Annotated in this window: 16 protein-coding genes; all 16 read right to left on the reverse strand. The window is 35.5% G+C overall.

What is annotated here, in order from left to right:
* Nucleotides 1-319: 319 nt before the first annotated feature.
* Nucleotides 320-1,138, reverse strand: coding sequence for a glutamate ABC transporter substrate-binding protein (locus Q0Y70_RS06335; protein ID WP_297818447.1), 819 nt, complete (start codon nucleotides 1,136-1,138; stop codon nucleotides 320-322).
* A gap of 52 nt (nucleotides 1,139-1,190) precedes the next feature.
* Nucleotides 1,191-2,960 (reverse strand): ABC transporter ATP-binding protein, encoded by a 1,770-nt coding sequence (locus tag Q0Y70_RS06340; RefSeq protein WP_297818450.1) that lies wholly within the window; start codon nucleotides 2,958-2,960, stop codon nucleotides 1,191-1,193.
* Complete coding sequence (locus Q0Y70_RS06345) at nucleotides 2,953-4,686, reverse strand: ABC transporter ATP-binding protein (RefSeq protein ID WP_297818453.1); 1,734 nt, start codon at nucleotides 4,684-4,686, stop codon at nucleotides 2,953-2,955. The genes Q0Y70_RS06340 and Q0Y70_RS06345 overlap by 8 nt, the downstream gene beginning before the upstream one ends.
* Nucleotides 4,683-5,132: a MarR family winged helix-turn-helix transcriptional regulator gene (locus tag Q0Y70_RS06350; RefSeq protein WP_297818456.1), complete on the reverse strand. Its 450-nt coding sequence runs from the start codon at nucleotides 5,130-5,132 to the stop codon at nucleotides 4,683-4,685. The genes Q0Y70_RS06345 and Q0Y70_RS06350 overlap by 4 nt, the downstream gene beginning before the upstream one ends.
* A 156-nt stretch (nucleotides 5,133-5,288) precedes the next feature.
* The gene (locus Q0Y70_RS06355; protein WP_297818459.1) at nucleotides 5,289-5,936 is read right to left on the reverse strand and encodes a hypothetical protein; all 648 of its coding nucleotides are present in this window, start codon (nucleotides 5,934-5,936) and stop codon (nucleotides 5,289-5,291) included.
* Between the two features lie 135 nt (nucleotides 5,937-6,071).
* Nucleotides 6,072-7,814: a T7SS effector LXG polymorphic toxin gene (locus Q0Y70_RS06360; RefSeq protein ID WP_297818462.1), complete on the reverse strand. Its 1,743-nt coding sequence runs from the start codon at nucleotides 7,812-7,814 to the stop codon at nucleotides 6,072-6,074.
* Between the two features lie 4 nt (nucleotides 7,815-7,818).
* Nucleotides 7,819-8,088: a TIGR04197 family type VII secretion effector gene (locus tag Q0Y70_RS06365; RefSeq protein WP_297818465.1), complete on the reverse strand. Its 270-nt coding sequence runs from the start codon at nucleotides 8,086-8,088 to the stop codon at nucleotides 7,819-7,821.
* A 14-nt stretch (nucleotides 8,089-8,102) separates the two neighbouring features.
* Complete coding sequence (locus Q0Y70_RS06370; RefSeq protein ID WP_297818468.1) at nucleotides 8,103-8,468, reverse strand: hypothetical protein; 366 nt, start codon at nucleotides 8,466-8,468, stop codon at nucleotides 8,103-8,105.
* A 3-nt stretch (nucleotides 8,469-8,471) separates the two neighbouring features.
* A complete protein-coding gene (locus Q0Y70_RS06375; protein WP_297818472.1) occupies nucleotides 8,472-8,885 on the reverse strand; it encodes a DUF4176 domain-containing protein in 414 nt (137 codons plus the stop codon).
* 19 nt (nucleotides 8,886-8,904) lie between these two features.
* Nucleotides 8,905-13,317, reverse strand: coding sequence for a type VII secretion protein EssC (gene essC, locus Q0Y70_RS06380; protein WP_297818474.1), 4,413 nt, complete (start codon nucleotides 13,315-13,317; stop codon nucleotides 8,905-8,907).
* Nucleotides 13,298-14,485, reverse strand: coding sequence for a type VII secretion protein EssB (essB, locus tag Q0Y70_RS06385; RefSeq protein WP_297818477.1), 1,188 nt, complete (start codon nucleotides 14,483-14,485; stop codon nucleotides 13,298-13,300). The genes essC and essB overlap by 20 nt, the downstream gene beginning before the upstream one ends.
* 3 nt (nucleotides 14,486-14,488) lie before the next feature.
* Nucleotides 14,489-14,740: a type VII secretion protein, YukD family gene (locus tag Q0Y70_RS06390; RefSeq protein ID WP_297818480.1), complete on the reverse strand. Its 252-nt coding sequence runs from the start codon at nucleotides 14,738-14,740 to the stop codon at nucleotides 14,489-14,491.
* Nucleotides 14,727-15,248 carry a type VII secretion protein EssA gene (gene essA, locus Q0Y70_RS06395; RefSeq protein WP_297818483.1) on the reverse strand — a complete coding sequence of 174 codons (522 nt, stop codon included), beginning with the start codon at nucleotides 15,246-15,248 and terminating at the stop codon, nucleotides 14,727-14,729. The genes Q0Y70_RS06390 and essA overlap by 14 nt, the downstream gene beginning before the upstream one ends.
* Nucleotides 15,235-18,288 carry a type VII secretion protein EsaA gene (gene esaA, locus Q0Y70_RS06400; protein ID WP_297818487.1) on the reverse strand — a complete coding sequence of 1,018 codons (3,054 nt, stop codon included), beginning with the start codon at nucleotides 18,286-18,288 and terminating at the stop codon, nucleotides 15,235-15,237. Before esaA ends, essA begins: the two co-directional genes overlap by 14 nt.
* Before the next feature lie 90 nt (nucleotides 18,289-18,378).
* The gene (locus Q0Y70_RS06405) at nucleotides 18,379-18,675 is read right to left on the reverse strand and encodes a WXG100 family type VII secretion target (protein ID WP_297818489.1); all 297 of its coding nucleotides are present in this window, start codon (nucleotides 18,673-18,675) and stop codon (nucleotides 18,379-18,381) included.
* A gap of 317 nt (nucleotides 18,676-18,992) precedes the next feature.
* On the reverse strand, nucleotides 18,993-19,541 hold a 549-nt coding region (locus tag Q0Y70_RS06410), incomplete at its 5' end, for a hypothetical protein (RefSeq protein WP_297818492.1).

Raw genomic sequence — 19,541 nt, forward strand, 5'->3', positions numbered from 1 at the left:
TCTTTAACTATTAATCTTCAAAAACAAAGAAAAAGCCTCTCGTTCCTAATGTAATCAGGACGAAAGGCTTTTTTCCGCGGTACCACCTAAATTGTCTATCTAAGACCAACTTTATCTACGCTGTAACGCGGCGCTTGCGGCATATCTTTTCAATAAGCAACTTTTTAAAAGAGTGTCTTTCAACTTAGCTAGGGGCTGCTAACTTTTCACTACCGTTAACTCACTGTAAGAATAGCTAATCTACTTTTCTCTTTTATAGTTTTTCTAATCAAATAATGATTACATTAAATAATATTTTTCAAAAAAAGGCAAGTCTTGATTACTCAAGTTCAGCTTCTTTGATGTCAAAACCGGGTATATCGCTGAACCATTTTTTCATTATTTTGTGATAAGTTCCATCTGCTTTTAATTCATCTAGAGCTTGATTGATCTTCTTTAAAAATTCACCCTGTCCTTTATTTACCGCAATTCCGTAAGGTTCGCTTGTGTAGGTGCCACCAACTAATTTAAAGCCTTTATTTTCGGTAGCAATTCCTGCAAGTAAGCCATTATCGGTTGTCATTGCTTGTCCTTGGCCTGCTTTTAGGGCGGTAAAGGCTTGACCGTAATCGTCAAATTCCAAAACCTTGGCGTCAGGAGCGAATTTTTTTACATTGTCAACGGCTGTTGTTCCTTTGACGGCTAAAGCAGTTTTACCATTCAAATCTTTGATATTTGTGATCTTTGAATTATCAGCAACTAATAAAGACTGCCCTGCATTAAAGTAGGGTTTACTAAAATCAACTTGTTTTTTACGCGCCTTCGTAATCGTCATCGCAGCTAAGACTGCATCAATATTTCCGTTTTTTAAAAGCGGAATCTTAGTCTTGGCGGTAGTTTGCGTAAATTCGGCTTTAGCATTTTTGCCTAAGATTTTTTTAGTTAAAGCTGTAGCTAAATCGACCTCGAAGCCTTCAATCTTACCAGTTTTGATACTCATTAAACCAAATAGACGCGTATCGGCTTTGACACCCCACATAATGGAGTTTGATTTTTTAGCTTCTTGATAAACATTGCGCTGCTTTTTTTGACAAGCTGTCAGCGACAAAACCGTCAGAAGTATTAGTAATAAAGAAAAGAATCTTTTTTTCTTCACCAAACCTTTTCCTTCCTAAGAAACAAAATAGAGGGAAATCCCCTCTATTTTATTTTTATTCAAATGCCATCTGGTTAGTATACAAGCTGTAATAAAAACCATGCTTCTTCAAAAGCTCATCGTGGCTTCCTTCTTCAATGACATTACCATCTTTCAGTACTACTATTTTATCTGAATTTAGGATTGTCTTCAAACGGTGTGCAATTACAAAGCTCGTTCTACCTGCAATGACGGCATCCATTGCTTTTTGGATTTTGGCTTCAGTCACAGTATCAACGTTCGAAGTTGCTTCATCAAGAATCAAGAATTCTGGATTAGTTAAGATCGTTCTTGCAATCGAGATTAATTGCTTTTGACCAGTTGAAAAGACTGAATTTTCTTCAGAAACTTGCGTGTCATATCCATCTGGCAAATCTTCAATGAAGTCGTGGATATTTGCTTCTTTAGCTGCAGCAACTACTTCAGCGCGACTTGCATCAGGTTTTCCATATTTAATATTGTCTTCTATACTGCCTGTAAATAAAACAGAGTCTTGTAAAACAATGCCGACATTATTTCTTAACGATTCTAAAGTAATGTCGCGAATATCAATGCCATCGAAGGTGATCTTACCCTTATTTACATCATAGAAGCGATTTACTAAGTTCATGATGGTGGTTTTTCCAGATCCAGTTGGTCCAACGACTGCAACGGATTTTCCTTTATCAACGTCAATACTTACGCCATGCAAGATTTCTTTGCCGGGAACATAAGAAAAGTGGACATTTTCTAATTTGACGCCATCTTTAATCCCCTTTAAGACCTTGCCATTAGGAACTGTATCTTCTTCGTCTTGTCTTTCGACATTAGCTAATCTCTTACCGCCGGTTAAGGCCAATTGAATCATTGAATAAATCGAAGTTAGCTGAGTTAAAGGCTGGAAATATGTCTGTGAATATTCTACAAAAGCCACAATCAAACCTAACCCGACAGCGCGGCTAACTTGACCTGAGACAATTAGCCAAGCTCCACCTGCAATAACGATTGCTAAGTTAAGCAGCGACAAGCCTTGAAGTAGTGGAAATAACATCCCTGAATAAAACTGTCCCTTAAACATCGCACTACGGACATCATTGTTGTAGTGTTTGAAGTTTTGGACGGATTCTTTTTGAAGGCCGTTAGTGATGATTACTTTTTGACCATTGATTTGTTCGTTGACATAACCATTTAAATCGCCAATCTTATCTTGTTGACTATCAAGATAAATCCGAGCCTTTTTCATGATGACGATACTAATGATTAAGATAAATGGAGTTGTCGCTACAGTAAACAGCGCCATCTTCGCATTAACCATAAACATTACAATGATTGAGCCAATGAACAAGGCACTTTGAGAAATCACCTCAAACATCGCATTGTTCATCGCGTTGAAGATGTTATCTAAGTCTGAATTAAAAAGTGATAGCAACTTTCCGTCTTGGTGGGTATCAAAATAACGAATTAGCATCCGCTGAAATTTTGAAAAAAGACTCTCACGCATGTCGTTAGTTGCATCAGCGTTAAATTTGGACATCACCATCCAGGCAATGAACATTGCAATAATTCCTAGCGCATATGAAGCTGCCATATACCCTAAAGCTGTGTAAAAATAGTGCAGATCTAACTTACCTTGACCAATTTTAGTAACAGCGTTTGTTAGATCACGCACGGCGTTTCCTAAAAATAGGGGTCCAATGACTTGCGAAAGCGTTGAAATCAAAGATAAAACGATAACAACTAAAATGCCCTTCCAATATTTTTTGAAGTATTTGGCAAAATAGTTCAATGCTAATTTAGTCTCACTCATCTATCTCACCTCGTTTTTCTTTAGCTTTTTGCGTGCGATAAATATCTTGATAAATTGGCGACGTCTTCAATAACTCTTCATGAGTTCCCTGCGCTACCAATTTTCCGTCATCTAAGACCAAGATATTATCCGCATTTCGCACAGAAACAATCTTTTCTGCGATAATGACTGTAGTTGTATCTTTTAAGTCGTGTTCTAAAGCATGTTGAACCAACTTTTCAGATTTTGCATCAAGAGCTGATGTTGAATCATCTAAGATTAAAATCGGCGGGTTGCTAATTACCCCACGGGCAATTGACAGACGCTGCTTTTGACCACCAGAAAAGTTAGCTGAACGTTCTTCAACTTCGTGGTCGAATTCATCAGGATATTTACCAACGAATTCTTGTGCTTGCGCAATTTCAGAAGCACGTTTTAATTCATAATTAGTAGCGTCATTCTTACCTTGGCGCAAGTTAGAAGCAATTGTTCCGGAAAACAAGATCGCCTTTTGTAAAACCATCGATACAGTATTACGCAGCGATTTTTCACCAATCTTTTTGAGATCTTTGCCTCCAATTTTGACTTCTCCAGAATCAGGGTCATATAAGCGCGGAATTAACTGAGCAAGAGTAGTCTTCCCCGATCCAGTTGCTCCGACAACTCCGACCATTTGACCGGGAGCAATCTTAAAGGAAATGTCCTTCAAAGTCGGCTTATTGCCATCAGGATAAGTAAAAGTCACGTTATCAAATTCGATACTACCTTTTTGAGGAGTAGCATCGTCAGTTTCAATAAACTTCACATCAGGTTCAGTATCTAAAACTTCGCCAATTCTGTTTAATGAAACATTCCCACGTGAAAAGCTCATCATCACCATTCCACCAATTAAGATAGTAAATAAAAGTGTCAAAATATAAGAAACATATGGTGAAATAACAGTTACATCAGTTGGATGTGCAGTAATTGTAGTTCCGATTAAGAAGATCACCAAAGAAATAATCATATAGGCAATCAGCATAAAAGCTGGCATAATTGCCGAAATCCAGTAACCAATCTTAATATTCAGATCATTCAAGCCATCGGAAGTCTTGTTGAACTTCTTAATTTCGTTATCTTCTTGGTTAAATGACTTTACAACACGCACGCCTTGTAAGTTCTCTTTGACTTGAGTAGAAATACGGTCCATGTATACTTGAAACTTTGAAAATAAAGCATTCATATGGCGCACTACAAAATAACCAACTGCTAACATTCCAGCAACCATTACTACTGAAGCCCACCAATAACGGGGAATTGTCACAATTGCTAAAACAAATGAACCAACTAAGATAATCGGGATTCTCAATAGCTGCATAAATAGCGTCATAATCATGTTCATGATCTGGTTCATATCATTAATTAAACGCACAACTAATGAACCTGAAGAAAACTTCTCGATATTACCCAAAGAAAAACTCTGAATCTTAGCATAAGTCTGTTCACGTAAGTCAGAAGTTACTCCCTGAGCAATCTTAGCAGAATAATAAACATTGAAGATACCGGCAATAATTGCCAAGATACCTAAGACAACCAACCAGATCCCATCTTTAATCACTTCTTGCTGGCGGTCAGCTAAAATTGCCTTTTGTATATCTTCTAAAACACGCGGCTGCCATAAAGTCGCAAATGCAGAGACAACAATAGCAATGATTGCACCAATAATCTCTTTGCGGTAGTTTTTAAAATGAGGTCCTAAAATTTTCATTGATTGCTTTCCCTCTTTTCTTTTTCCAACACTTCCCAAAAGGTCTTACTCCATTCTTCATTCAGCTCAACTAATTGCTTCATTTTTTCAGGACCAAGTTTATTTGCGACTTGATTTTCAGCTTTAATTAATGAAGCTAGCTTTTTTTGAGCATATCTTCTGCCAGACGGAGTTAATTGGCAATACTTGAGCCGATTATCATTAGGATCAATTGTTAAGCTCAAATAGCCATCTTGCTGAAGCTTATGAATTCCCTTATTTATCGACTGCTTGGGGTAATTACTACGATTTACAATTTGCTTTTGGGTTAACTTATCTGTCTGCAATAATTCATACAGTATTATTGTCAAATAACTAGCAATCTTGTGATGGCGATCCCATTCTTCGTAAGCCTTACCACCACGGACAATTGCCAAGTTTAATTTTTCTATCTCACTATTTATCATTTTTTACCTCAAAAATAGTCCCTACACAGACCAATCTTTTACAATGTTAGTATCCATATGGACTATTGTCAAGGGCAAAAATAAAAAAGCTGCAAAATCCTGACCTCGATAAGCCTTGATTTTGCAGCTTTAATAAAAAATTGATTGGCTAGTTCTCTATTCAACTTCTAACTTGGCATCAACTATCTTAGTTTGCGCTTGGATGATCTGAGACTTAATTACGTTTATGTTTATTACTCCTTGAACTAATCTCCTACACATAATTGAAATAAGAAGTGGAGTTACAAGTATCAGAACAAACCAGCCTAACAGCGCCCCTCCATTTTTAACATTACCTATTAAAAATGGAAGAACACATAAGAGCCAAAGGATTAGTATCCCTAAATTCAAGCTGATCCCCACTATCTTCCAAATCGATGATGGCATGATCTTAATAGTGTTATCTTTTTCAATTTGAATATTATTAACTTTCGTTCTCATACACTTCATGATAAAAGCAAAGATCATCAGTAAGCAGTAAAGTAATATGCCCCCACCAAAGCCCAGGCCATGATAAAGTGATCCCATCTTCGTAGCAAACATTGAACCACGATAACTATAATGCACATATACAAATTCTAGAAGCTGGTGCCCAATTAGAAAAGTTATGACGAAAATACATAGTGTATAAAAAACTTGTTCAATCACAATAGGCCTACCTAAGATGTATCTCAATACAGCGAGTGCTGAAATAATTACGAAAAGAATTATTTCAGCAATCAATACCTTAAGGTTACCTAATAATAAATAATTTAAACTCCACATCCATCTTCCCTCATTTTTTTACGTGGTTTAATAATCCATATCTTTTCAGACCAGTATCTAATTATTGGGTTAACAAGATAAAATAAATAATTAGCAATATTAAGAAATTGGGAGCATAATGCATTATTTTTTTCATTATTTGTACATCTTCCAGATATCACTTACTATACCACCCATATTATTCAACTGGCTTTGCAAGCTTTTATCTGAAACCTCTATTCGTTGAATATTTTTTAATAAAACAGAATTAAGCTTTGATCGATCCTTAAAATTATCATCAGTAGCATTGTGGACTACTTTTTGTATACTTTTATAAAGTTTACCAAATGCATCATCTATAATTTTATTAACAAATTTATGGCCAAAACTCCTATCATCTTCTCCAGCAATCTTATCTGTAGTCGCTTCAACTATAGGTGAAAGCAGATATTCTTTTACCACAGATTTTTCTGCTTGTACGATAGCTTCCGTTCCATATATTTTCAGAACGCCCTTTACTATATCAGAGGTTTTCATATATTCATTGAAATGAGGAAGAATTTCTTCTCTAAGAATATTATTTTCTTCTCCGATCTTTGTGCTATTGCCAATATCTATAAAATCCTTTGAGATCGCTGCTTTAGCTTCTTTAAATAAATTCTTTGAAGTTGCTCTAACATATTTTATGTCTGTTACATTTCGAACTGCGTTCTTAACATTTTTGACAGATACAACTTTAGCTCCAAGATTTTTTAGAGAACTAAACAAAGGTTTTGCTTTTAATCCTTTACTTACAACATATCCTCCATCCTTTAAAGCTTCAAAAGCACCTTCGGAGCCAACTATTTCAGAGCCAAAATCTACTAAATTATAAACACTATCAGCTGTATTTTTATCTAAAGCTAGACCATCAGTTAAAAAAGCTTTACCTAAATTATCTCCCTCTGATTTACCAGTTTGTGCTTTATTGAAATTTTCATATAACTCTAATACCGGAAAAATTGAGCTCCCCATTAAAAGTAAAGGTACTGCCAAGCTTCCAGTACAGACCCCTATCGTAACTCCAGCTACTGCAAATAAACTCTCTACAATTAAAGAATTCCAGCCATCACGTTTATTACGTTCAATTTCAATCTGTTCATACTTACGCTGCAGCGCCTTCAAATTCTTCTGCGCTGTCTTTGTTAAGGTCTTATCATGATGGATATTTCTAGATAGCTTATCAAAAATGCGCATATCCTTTTTACTTAAATCTTTTGCAAATAGACCTTCTTGATATCTTCCTAGATCCGCTACACTCTTGTGAGAGTATTGGTCAATTAGTCTCTTAACTACATTGATAGCTGCATCAAGTTCGGCATACCTACGTGCACATTGACTTTCATAAGAAGACCAATCACGACTTTGACGATGAATATTTTTATTTATATCTGCGAAATTCTCTTCGATCTTATCAAACTCCGTCATCGCATCATTAGTTGAAAAACTTGATACTATATCGTCAACTTCATTCGTGATTGCAATGAGCTTTTCTTCATCATCAGAAAACTTAGTCCGCATTTTCTTAGCGTTGCTATTTATTTCTTCGTAATCTTTAGATAGCAAGAAGAAGTCATTACTTCCTTCATCGACATGTGGATAATGTCCAATATACATCGTGTTTAATTGATTAAATCGTTCAATGATCTCATTAATCATTGTCATTATTCCGCCTAAGTGAACATCACTAATATAAGCACTAATCGCCTGAGCAGCTTTACCATCGATTCCGCTATGTCTGCCAGTAAACTTTTTTAAATCCTTACTTGCTTGATTAATTCTATCTACACGACGATCAAGTCCTTGCGACACAGCTGCATTAAAGGCAACCAGCTCATGCATTTCCATTCTTGTATCCATATACTCATCTTCTTCCCATCTTTGAATCGTATTCTTCCATATGACGAGTTACAGCACTAATTCTTTCAGCATCATTAATAACTAATCCTCCAAAAGATGTGAGCAATTCTGTTAATTGAGTATATTTTCTTCGAAGTGCCTTAGGAGTAGGTGTATTAATTGTGGAAGCTGGCTGACGAAGACCATCTTGCAATGTTGATAATTTTTGACCAGAATTGGTGATTTTCTTGATATTAGCAGACGCAACCGCCTTATTTACTCCAATTTTTCCCATAAATGTTTATTCTCCTATACAATCCAATATGACCCTTTCTGAGATTGCAATGAATTAATCTTTTCATAATATTCTAGACAAATATCGTCCATGCAAGTCTCAATTTTATGTTGAGATTTTATAATATGATCAACTTTCTTTTCATGTTTACGATCAACTTTTCCACTCCATTTTCTTTCGCCCGCTTTTTTAATATCATTTAACGAGTGACTTGAAACATTGTCTCTTAAAGTCATTAACTTACTCTTAGCTCGCTCTAGACGGTGAATCTTTTCATCAAGCTCCGCATTTATTCGATCCACTTCTGCATTATGTTCTGCAACTTCCTGAGCACGTTTTTCTAACGCTTTTGCTGCGTCTGCTGCTTTTGCTAAATCCATTTCTTAATCCTCATCATCAAACTTTTCAGATAAACCATCAAACAAGCTATCATTTGGTCGCTTATCTTCTTTTTCATCAGCTTCTTCATCTTGAACAATTGATAAGTCAGAGTGACCTTGTTGTGCATCATCCAGCTTAGAAATCACTTCATTAATTTCATCGATCATCAATTCATCGTCTTTATCGCTGTAGCCTTCAAAGACGATTCGATAAATATCATCCCTGTTAAAGTAAGCTAACTTACCATCTACTAGACCTTCAGGATGCAAAGCGCCACCGTAGTCGTAGTATTTTGGTGCAGCTTCAGGATCTTCGTCATCCCCCACAGTAACCGCTCTTTGAACGATAACTAATTTTTTAACCATTCCCTTTAAAACAACAACACTACCAAGTGGTAAAAAATCTACTCTTTCCATTTTTATTTTCTCCTATCTTTTATTTATCTCCGGCTAAACGGATCTTTATTGCGTGTGTACCTTTTGAATCAAAGAAGTAGGCTTCATTTTGAGCTAACTGCTTTTCAAAAGAACTTCCTGTCACACTAATATAATTAGTGTCATATACTCTTGCCGTCACAAGTCCGGCAGTAATAATCTTTTTAATCTCTTGTAAATTCAAGTCGAAAGAATTTTCAAGATAAGTAGCAGAATCCATAAAGATAATATAGAGCCCTGCCTTCCAAGCTTGTTTGAGAGCAAGCGTTAAGTTATTAATTGTAATGCCACTCTTTTCCATGAAGGCCTTGATGCTTGGAATAAATACAAATGCTTCTTCACCTAATTGCTTATTGCTTGCTAATTCTAAGTATTTAGCTAACAATTTGGTTGCTTTAAGCATATCTTCGGATTCACCGGTAAAGACCTTATCGAACATCTTATAGCGATCTTCATAATAACCATCTTCAACGTCAAACAAGTAAGTCTTGCGGCTAGTTTTGATAAATTGGAAAATCACATTCGTCTCTAACATATTTCTTTGTTCATCGGTGTTATATTGCAACATGAAGAAGTGATGTTTATTCGGCACAAAGTTTACTGCTGTCGTATCTTCAATATCGAATCCTAAAGGCAAGTATCCTTGACTTAGAACTGCTTCAATATCCTTACGTTTTTCGTAATAATCAATACCAAAACTTAGTGGAAGCATAGCAATCTTGGCTGGTCTTTCACCGCTCCATGCACTATCCATTTCTTTGGCAACTTTATTGAGGTTTTCAATAAGTTCTAGAGATGAATTACCTGGTGCAGGTTGGTAGACTTGGAAGGATTCTACATTATCATCGAATTCTGCCTGTCCACGTCCTGGGATTGGACTTTGAACTAATCGGTTCCTTCCTAATACAGTTCTGAGGTCGTCTTCATCAACTAGGTAGAGAATGAGCTTCTTGTTGATGTTTGACTGCATACTCATTCGATATACGCCAGAGCGATTCGACGTCATTATCATGAATATTCCAAGAGCCGAACCTTCTCGTAAGATCCTATTGATAATTGAATCAATTGCATCTCGACTATCCATTTCCGAGACAGAATCATACGCATCAAGCACATTAACGATAATTGGCAAAGTATTGCCAGTTAGTTTTTCATATTGTTCAAAGTTTGCTACGCCATATTCTTGGAAGAGTGCCTTACGGCTATCAAGGTTTTCTTCCATTAACTTAAGCATCTTAGCGAATTTTTCTTGTTCATCAGGGCTGACGATATCCGCAACGTGTGGCAATTTAGCTAATGGCAACAAACCATTATTTCCGAAATCAAGCAGATTAAATTGAACCTGCTGTGGAGAGTTATAACTCGCTAAGCTCATTACAATTTCTTGCAGAGCAGTTGATTTACCATATCCGGAACTACCAATAATTACGGCTGGGTTAAATTTAACTAAGTCAAATTCTAATTCGGCTTGTTTTTGTTGTTCTGGAATATCAATCAAGCCAAATGGGACCTTGAGCTGACGCTTAGCTTTCCATTGCTTGCGCCAGTCAATTTCAGGGATAACCACTTCGCTAGCTAATTCTGGCAACCATGGCTTATCTGGTAAAACAAGGTTTATTTGCTTAGATTCTTCTACAATTTCACTGATAATAGCTTCTAATTCAGTTGTTTCGTTATTTTGGTTAAAGTCCTGATCGTTTGCAGACAAATCACCAGTTAATAACTCTGCTTGACCTAAATGGTTAATAATCCAGATACGTTCATCAGCAGTATTCTTATTTTTATCACCATTAGGATCATAGCTTGCCCCACTCCATGCTGATTGGAACAATTCATATATTTCATTATTTCCTACTTGCAAGTATGCTCGACCAGGTTGAGTAATCGTGGCAGCATCTGGAGTATGTAAGATTTCTTTAGAATCACTTGGTTCTGACACTTTAAGAGCGATCTTAAACTTGGAGTTAGACCAGATCTGATCATTAACCACGCCACTTGGCTTTTGAGTAGCTAAAATCAGGTGCACTCCCAAGGAACGTCCGATTCTGGCAGTTGAAACTAATTCATCCATGAATTCTGGCTCATTGGCCTTTAATTCCGCAAACTCATCTGAAATTAAGAACAAATGCGGAAGTGGCTTTTGAGGATACTTTTTCTTTTCGTCAGGATCGTTGATCTTTTTTCCTTGTTTATAGAGCTTGGTATAAGCATTAATATTATTGACATGATATTGATTAAACCAGCGCTGACGCTTGGTCAATTCCGCGTGGATACTCTTTAAAGCTCTTTGCGTTCCCGCTCCGCCTAAGTTAGTGATTGACCCTAACATATGTGGCAATTTACTAAAGAGATTTGCCATTCCTCCACCCTTATAATCAATAGGCAAAAAGCCAACATCTTCAGGACTAAAGTTGACTGCTAAAGATAAAATATAACTTTGTACGAGCTCAGATTTTCCTGAACCTGTAGTACCTGCAATCAAGCCGTGTGGTCCATGGGCTTTTTCATGTAAGTTAAGATAAACGACATCATTTTTGCCACGTAAGCCCAATGGGACTGCCAATGTCTTTGAAGTATCTGCGCTATTCCATCTGTCTAAGATATTCAATTCATTGATATTTTTAACGCCGTACATCTCTAAAAATGAAATACTCTCAGGAATGGAGTTCTTTTCAACTTCTACCAAGTTTAAGTTAGCCAAGTGCTTGATTGCATTCTCAATAGTGTTTTCTTGAGGGCGATGATTTGGCACAAACTCTTGATTGCGGTAGACATTTTTATCATTTATTAATCTAGCAGCCTGTGTATTGTTATAACTGACAAGAGTATCAACTGTTTCAGGTAACATACTTTGCGTATCTTTTGACCAAATTACAGTCACACCATATTGAGACATATCTTCAGCTAAGAATTCGTTCAAGTTGCTTCCAGTAATTAGACTTTCATCAGTAATAACCAAAACAAAATGCGGGCCAAAGACGATATCTTGATTACTATTATCTTTAAGCTCTTGTCTTCTTTTAACTAACAATTGATAAAATGAATTCAAGATCATATCGCGAGTTTGAGCATTATAGACCATACCACGCAAGTTCAAACTTTGGATTTGGAAATGTGGTAGCCATCTCCACTCACGCCAGATCTTTTCATAATCATCTTGTGAGCTAATCAAAATAAACTGCACATCCCGATAAGAATGAAAACTAGCAATTTGAAATAATGATGTTTGCAAGGCTTCATTTCTGGCACTTAAGTTACCAACTAACCCAACTGTGCTTTCTTTCAAGCTAGTCGTAATTGGGGCTTGACGAACTAAGCTATAGCGATTGATGATGTCTTTTCTAACAAACTTTTCAACATCATTGAGTTCCTTAGCATCGTTATCATCGTATTCAATGCTATATGAAGAAGAAAGCGTGCCATGACCTAGGCTAACTTCCAAAAAGTCTTCATTTTTAGGCAAGCGTTCATAAATGCGCGGGTTATAGTCAACGAGCATTTGTGATAATTTTTCCATATTTGGAAAATTATATTCTAAAACACTCTTTTGTCTGGCATTTAACTCATCTAAACGGCCAGCAAAGCGAACCAGATAATTTTTATAAACTTCTTCTTGATGAGCATTATCTTGCTTGTCTTTTTTCTTATTAACAAAATAACTAGCAACAGAATATCCAGCAGTCATAATTGACATACTGCCCATGCCCAAAATCATTGCGGGATTACCATGGGACATAAAGGTCATAAAAATGCTGGCAATAACCATCCCTAATGGTGGCAGCAGCATCCCCCAGACAGCTGAATGCTTTTCTTGTTTAGGCTTGGGCATTGGCTGAAGTCTAATCTTATCTTTAGGTAGGCGCAGATAAAGTCTCGGACTTCTTCTAAATTCAGGGAACTTAACTGGATATTCATTGAGCATCTTTTGAGGTAATAGCTCATCAATATTTAACTGACAGTTAGTATTGATTGGGATAATTTTCCATTGCTTTGGTCGTCTTTGAATTAATGCACCGTCAATAACTAAAGTATCGCCAATCTTAAAGTCAGTCTTGATTCTATCTTGCTTTTGACCATTCCAGTAAAGTTGGGCTTTATTTGCATAGCCCTTAATTTCATAGCCGTCTGATTTTTTAATGAACTTAACTAAAGCTGTTGTTTCATTAATTACAATATCGGCTTGGCTGTTTGCTAAAACAAGATCATGATAAGGTTCATTAGTTAAGTAGATCTTAAGCTTATCATGTTCTACTACCACCAAATCTTTATCATCCGGTCTTTGAATTGAAGTGAAATGTTCAAAACTTTCCCCATATTTAAAGACATCATATTTAACTTCAGGATTTTCTTTAATTTCATCATCGAACTTAGCTTGAGGATCGGCAAATAATTGATTAATCTCCCTTAAATTCATTTGACTTGCCTCCTAGCTTTTTAAGGTAGAAATTAATTGATTCACGGTAGTTTTTCAATTTTTCTTGTTTTTGAGCACCATTCATTTGCATGTTGTTCTTAGTTTGAGAGTAAAGCTTAGTATAAGCATGCAAAATGTATTGGTCGTCACCAATGTTTTTGGCAATACTCAAGGCACTTTGATAATTTCCACGACCGATTTGGATCCAATATTCCAAAGTGTTATTGGCTGATAAAGGAGAAATAGTCTTTAAGACAGCCTTCTTTTGTTTATTTGATAAATTATCTAAGTTAATGTAGGAGCTTGCTAGCACGTACTTAGCATTCTTAGGTAAGTCTTGAGGTTGATACTTTTCCAGGTGTTCAACTGCTTTTGTATAATTGCTGCTCATATAATCACTTTGAGCATCGATTATATTTTGCTTTTTAGGAAGAACAAAAGCGCCCCAAACAATTGCTAAAACAGCAAGAATCCCAGCTAGAGCTGACATAACGATTGAAAGCCATTTAAGTGATAAGTAGCGTTTTTTTCTTACAACAACCAAATTTTCACGTTTTTCTCTAACGAGAGCTTGGATTTGTTTTTCGACGATTGCCTCGATCTGATCAAAGGTATTCGCTTTTTCAATATTTTGGATAAAGGTATTCTTAAGACCACGGCCGCCATTTACTAATTGCTCAAAATCTTGCTTAGGCTCTAAAGCATAGATGATCAAAGCACGCAGCTGCTTTAAGATAGAGGCGTTATCTTCTTTAAAAGGAGCAATCTCTTCAGCAAAACCACGGTGCACAACGATAATGCGATTTCCCACAAAATATAAGTTGTGCGGATTGATAAATGGAACTACTTGAGAGTCATTTTTAAACATCCAAAAAGCATTTTGAATTAACTGAAGTCGTTCAAGTTGCGAAAACTTCTTCAAATTATTTGCTAGAGACTCCACTTGCTTAGGCAGCGTATAGTTAATTTCTAATTCAGAATCGCTTTTCTTTTCGATTTTTCCACCAGCATAGTGCTCGCTAGCACCTAAAAATAAACTATATTGGTCTAAGATGCTTTCTTTAAATTGATTTGCCTTTAATTTAACTATTACGTTACTAACTTTATTAGCCTTACCTCTTTTTTCTTCAAAGGTAATTTGGTTTATTCCATCGCTTAATACAACCATTGTCTATCCTTTCTTTACCAATAATTGATCACCGTTTCCAATCGGATAATTAAGTAATTGAATATCTTCATCGACTTGCAAAGGCTTGTTAATTAGACTTAACGAAAATCGAGTCGGTAAAATAATGTTGTGAACCTGAAGAGCATCAGGCAAAATTTGATAGAGCTTTTTCAAAGTAAGCTCTTTTGAAAATTGCAAATCAAATATCTGATCCTCATAATGCAATCCAATTTTTATCAAGTTATTGTCTGTCATTTACTCCTTCATCCCTTCTAACTTTTAGCTTGCGGAAAAAGCTTGGGAATTTGATCCCTAACCAAATTCCAGCCCCTAATGCTAGGAACAATAGAATATTAATTAGTAAAATTTTAAGATCAGCTTGATCTTGCCCCGAAGAGTTATTGTCAATTCCTACACTCTTTGTTCCTGAAAATTTAGCAGTAAAGAGGTATTTGCGCAGAAGCTTTTGGTCATGACCAAGTTTTTCCTTTTTTGTGCTCAAAAAGACAGATCTCTCTGCCTTTCTGATTAATTGATTTTTCTGTTGTTTATTTTTCTGATCGCTTCGAGTCTTATCTTTTAAGAACAGGTCTGGGACCTCATAGTCTTGTTGACCATTTTGAGAATTTTGCCCATCATCATATAGGGCATCTACATTAATATCTAAGTCCCCGTCTGCAGCAGATACTGAAGAACAAGTCAAAAATGGCATCAGTAAGATTATTAAAATAGCAAATATGCTCTTAGCTTTAATATTCTCCATCTTCTTGCTCCTGCTTAATTAGGCTAAATCGATCATTCTTAGAAAACAGTCCCCAAACAATCACCAAAATTAATAATATGAAGAGTATTCCTAGCGAATAATTGCCAATCATGCTGCCATTGGAAATAACAGTATAGCCAGCTTCAATATTTTGAAGTGGTGAGAGAATATAGAGATCTCTAATTAATGAAGCAGTCCGGGTAATGATTCCTAAAAATGGCGTTAACATGAGATAAAAGCCTAACAACAAAGCCACGACAAAGATTGTGACATTCTTGAAATGCTTGCTTCCTATCGCTACTGCACTAGTCAAAATAGTAATAACTAAAGTGGTGTATAAGATCCAGTTCCCCTTACTAGTTTCTGGAATAAGGCTCATTGTACTCAAAGCAAAGATCAAACCTAAAACAATACTGAGTCCAAGAGTAGTTACAAGAGCTGGCAAGTTGAAAAATACTCGGGTTTGCTTTTTAAGAGAATTATCTTCGTTAAGCTTTCTATCTGGCAGATATTTGTTAATACCTAATCCAACAAATAGAGCTACTAAAGTCCCGATTAAAACCATAAAATATGGCAAGATTGATTTTTGACGGTCTTTGCTATAAAAGCCTTGTGTCCTAATTGGATTTGATAAGAAGTTATAAACACGATTATTATCCGATTCGCCGTTTCGAGCGTTAGCCATTACTTGGTTAAAAGCATTGGCGTAATTTTGATTATTATTTGCATCCTTCTTACCTTGCTTAACACCACTGTTTAAGCCAGACATAATGTCATTAGTATGCTTACGCAAATCTTGAGTTGTCTTAGCTAGGTTAGACATTTTTGGGTTTGCAGTCTTAGCTTTAGATTCTGGCTTTTCTGTAACAGCTAAATTAGAAGCATCTTCATTAATCGATTTTTTAATTTCTTGAGCTTGCTCAGCAAGATTATTAGAAGATGGCGCTTCTTGAGAATCTTGAACTTGGGATGCAACTTCTTTGATATTTTGATCTGCACTTATTGAAACATCTTTGATAGCCTTTTTGGCATCAAGGTACCATTTCAAGATCTTGCTTGATTGGTTGAGGTAATTGCTGATGGCATCTTCATTTAGGACTTGGTCTAATTTTTCTAAATGACCAATTTTCTTTTTCATTTTAATTGGTTCTTTACCAACAGCCTGATTCAAGACAGATATTTGTTCATTAATTTTTTCATAATATTTAGCAAGAGCTTCAGCTCTCTTATTCAAAGGAGTGTTATTTGCACTGATACCTGGAGAAACTGCCTTAGCTAAAGAATTATCAAGTTTTACTAATTTGCCGTGATCAAGATGATCTACAAAATTATCAACAGTATTAGCTTGGCTATTACCATATACAGCAGCTACTTCTTGCGCTGCAACGATAGTGTTTTTAATGTTGTCATTAACATCTCTTAGGTCAAGATCTTTTTTATTAACGAACTGGCCGCTTACTTGCTCTTGATCGTTTACTTTCCAGCTATAGTCTGTTGACCCATCTAAGCTATAATCATATGTCACCTCAAATGTTGCAGCGACACTGTGAGGTTCAAGTTCTTTTTTAGGATCTTTTGGTTCAACTAAAACAGTAAAGTGATCCTTATTATCATCTTTCTTAGTAACTTGATAATCACTATCTTGAACATCTAATGTTCCTACATCTTTAATCTGAATGTTCTTGCCTGCTGAAAAGACAACATTATTACTACCTGGATTAAATTTAAGCGTCACCTTAGCGCTGGATTGCTTATTGTCAGAATTGGTTACTAGTTTCTTTTGACTCTCGCCAAATTTAATTCCTTGCTCTTGAGCAAAGGCTTGCAAGATAGCAACTGAATTTTCATATTCTTTTTTAGAATTGTCGCCCCATAATTCAGACATTGCGTTGTCTTTACTTAAATCTGTATAAACAGGCAAATTTCTAATTTGGTTAACAACAGTCTGATTGAAGTTAACTAATAATTGTTCGTTATTAACAGTTGGGGATAGATAATTCTCAATTGCTTTGGCATTGTCTTCTATGCTGGCATCACTTTTGATTGAGTATACTTTTTCTAATTCATCTTTTAACTGCTTAAGTGCAGTTCTTTGTTCTTCTATTTCTTTGAGTAAATCTGGAAGGTCTTTGGTTTGCTTTTTCAAAGTCGTAAAACTTTGGGTCATATCCTTGAAGTTAGCAAGATCTTCTACCTTATCTTGACTTGATTCTAAGGCATCTAATTGCTTTTGTAGCTTATCTTTTAATTCATTGATCGAAGCTTTTTGTGATTCATCTTTACTTATTTGATCAGCTTCCATTGCCTTTCTCTGAGCATCAAGAGCTGACATCATTTCCTTAATTGAGTTAGCAAAATCAGTTTGAGAAACATTATAGTCATCAGTTAAGATGCTGGCGGTTTGATAGACAGATTCCAGCTGATTATTTAAATCAGAGAATGGATTTTGAACTTGTGTATCGAGGTTTTTGATGAGGGATGACTGGTTATTAGCCATTGTTTGTGCGTTTATTTGAGCATTACGCAAGTTTCCAATCAAGCTGGAGAAATACATTCTAACAACACGATTATTGAAGTAAGTAACAATAGCGTCAACGTTTCTTTCAATTGACAGATTGGTTATTTCATTTTTACCCTTGCGGACATGGTAAATGATCCCAGCTTTCTTAGGATTAGCATTTTCTAAGGACAAGATATCCCTAGAGAATTTTTCGGGAATTATTACTTCAACATCATAAGCACCATTATTAAGTCCGTTTTTTGCTTCATCTAGTGATGCTGTTGTCCATGAATGTTTGGAATCGTGACTGGCCAAAGTAATAAAATCGCGACCCAAATTATAATTTTTACCGTTAAATCTGGCACCATTGTCTTCATTAACTAAGACATAGCGCATTTTATTCTCGCTATTACTAGTAGTACTACGAGAAACATTCTTGTTCTTCATAATTCCAAAGACAAGAGCAGACATTAGAATTATTCCTAAAATAATAGTGGTTATTAATTTAATATTTTTATTAGTCTTTAATTTGTTTAGCAATGGTTGAACATCCCCTTCTTATTCTTACTAGAAAGATTTTTACAAAAAAAGAGACTTCCAGTTATAAAACTGCAAGTCTCTTATCTCAGATTAGTTTAAGCCAAACGCATTACTGTCTTGAGCATCACGTTCTTGAACAGTTTGAGCATATTTTTTCAATTGTTGACTAATTTGATTCAATAATTCAGTCATTTGATCAACATTAGTTTTTAATTGTGAATATTGTTCTAAATATGCTTGAAAGGCTTGACCTGACCACTCACTAGCCATATTTTGGTTTTCAGCACTAACCTTGTTAATTGCGTCTGCGAGTTGTTGAGCACCATTAGTATAAACGTTTGATGATGCAATCAACTGTTCTGGGGTGACAGATATCTTTCCAGCCATACTTAAACCTCCTTTTGATTTATTTCTTTTTAAAGATATCAAATAATTCCATCAAAAACAATAGTTATTTTAAAATTTTCTATTGTTTTTTTATTATTTTTGTAATTAGCATGTGTTATTTTAATTTAATACTCGATTGTTAGGCTTTATTAGCATTAATATCTAATTTTTTGACCCATTTGTACCTTAATTATTCGTCTTTTGATTAGCTTGATGTTAAGTAATACTTGAATCAACTTAGTGTAGTTATTTATTAAAGAAAATTGAAGAAATAGGCTGGCTAATCTCTTACCACGTTCTTTTGGCCGCTTTGTTACTTATTTCTCTCCAAAATTATCATCACGTGCTATATCACTATCACTTTGGTAGTTTCCAGCTGTCTGTACTTTGACAATTCTTCTTTTGATTGGGCCAAGATTGATAAACTTTTGTGTCCATTTGGTATAAGTCGCGGTTAAATATATAGGCACACCTAAAATAAATATTAGAAATACAATTGAGACTATTCTACTTAGAGTAATGTTTTTAATCTTAACAATAAAAATGGCGAATGACCCTACTCTACTACAAAAGAACATCACGGATCCCCATAAAATAGTTCCTAAAACAGCTCCCCATAACCAAGAAGACATTATCTCAACTTCTCCAGTAATTTTATTAATCTTTATATACTTTGTCTTGGCATAAAGAGATTTAACTATAACTACAACAATCATCATTAGGCTATAAAAAAGCAGAAATCCACCAAAGCCAAAACCAAAATTTCTCAAGTTTAAAAACTCACTAGTTTGATATCCTTTTCCACCTAACTGTATCCCTATTAAGGCAGTGAGTACAAACATTCCAAAGGCATACAATACTTGCTC

The sequence above is a fragment of the uncultured Lactobacillus sp. genome (genome assembly GCF_947367085.1).
Lineage (GTDB): Bacteria > Bacillota > Bacilli > Lactobacillales > Lactobacillaceae > Lactobacillus.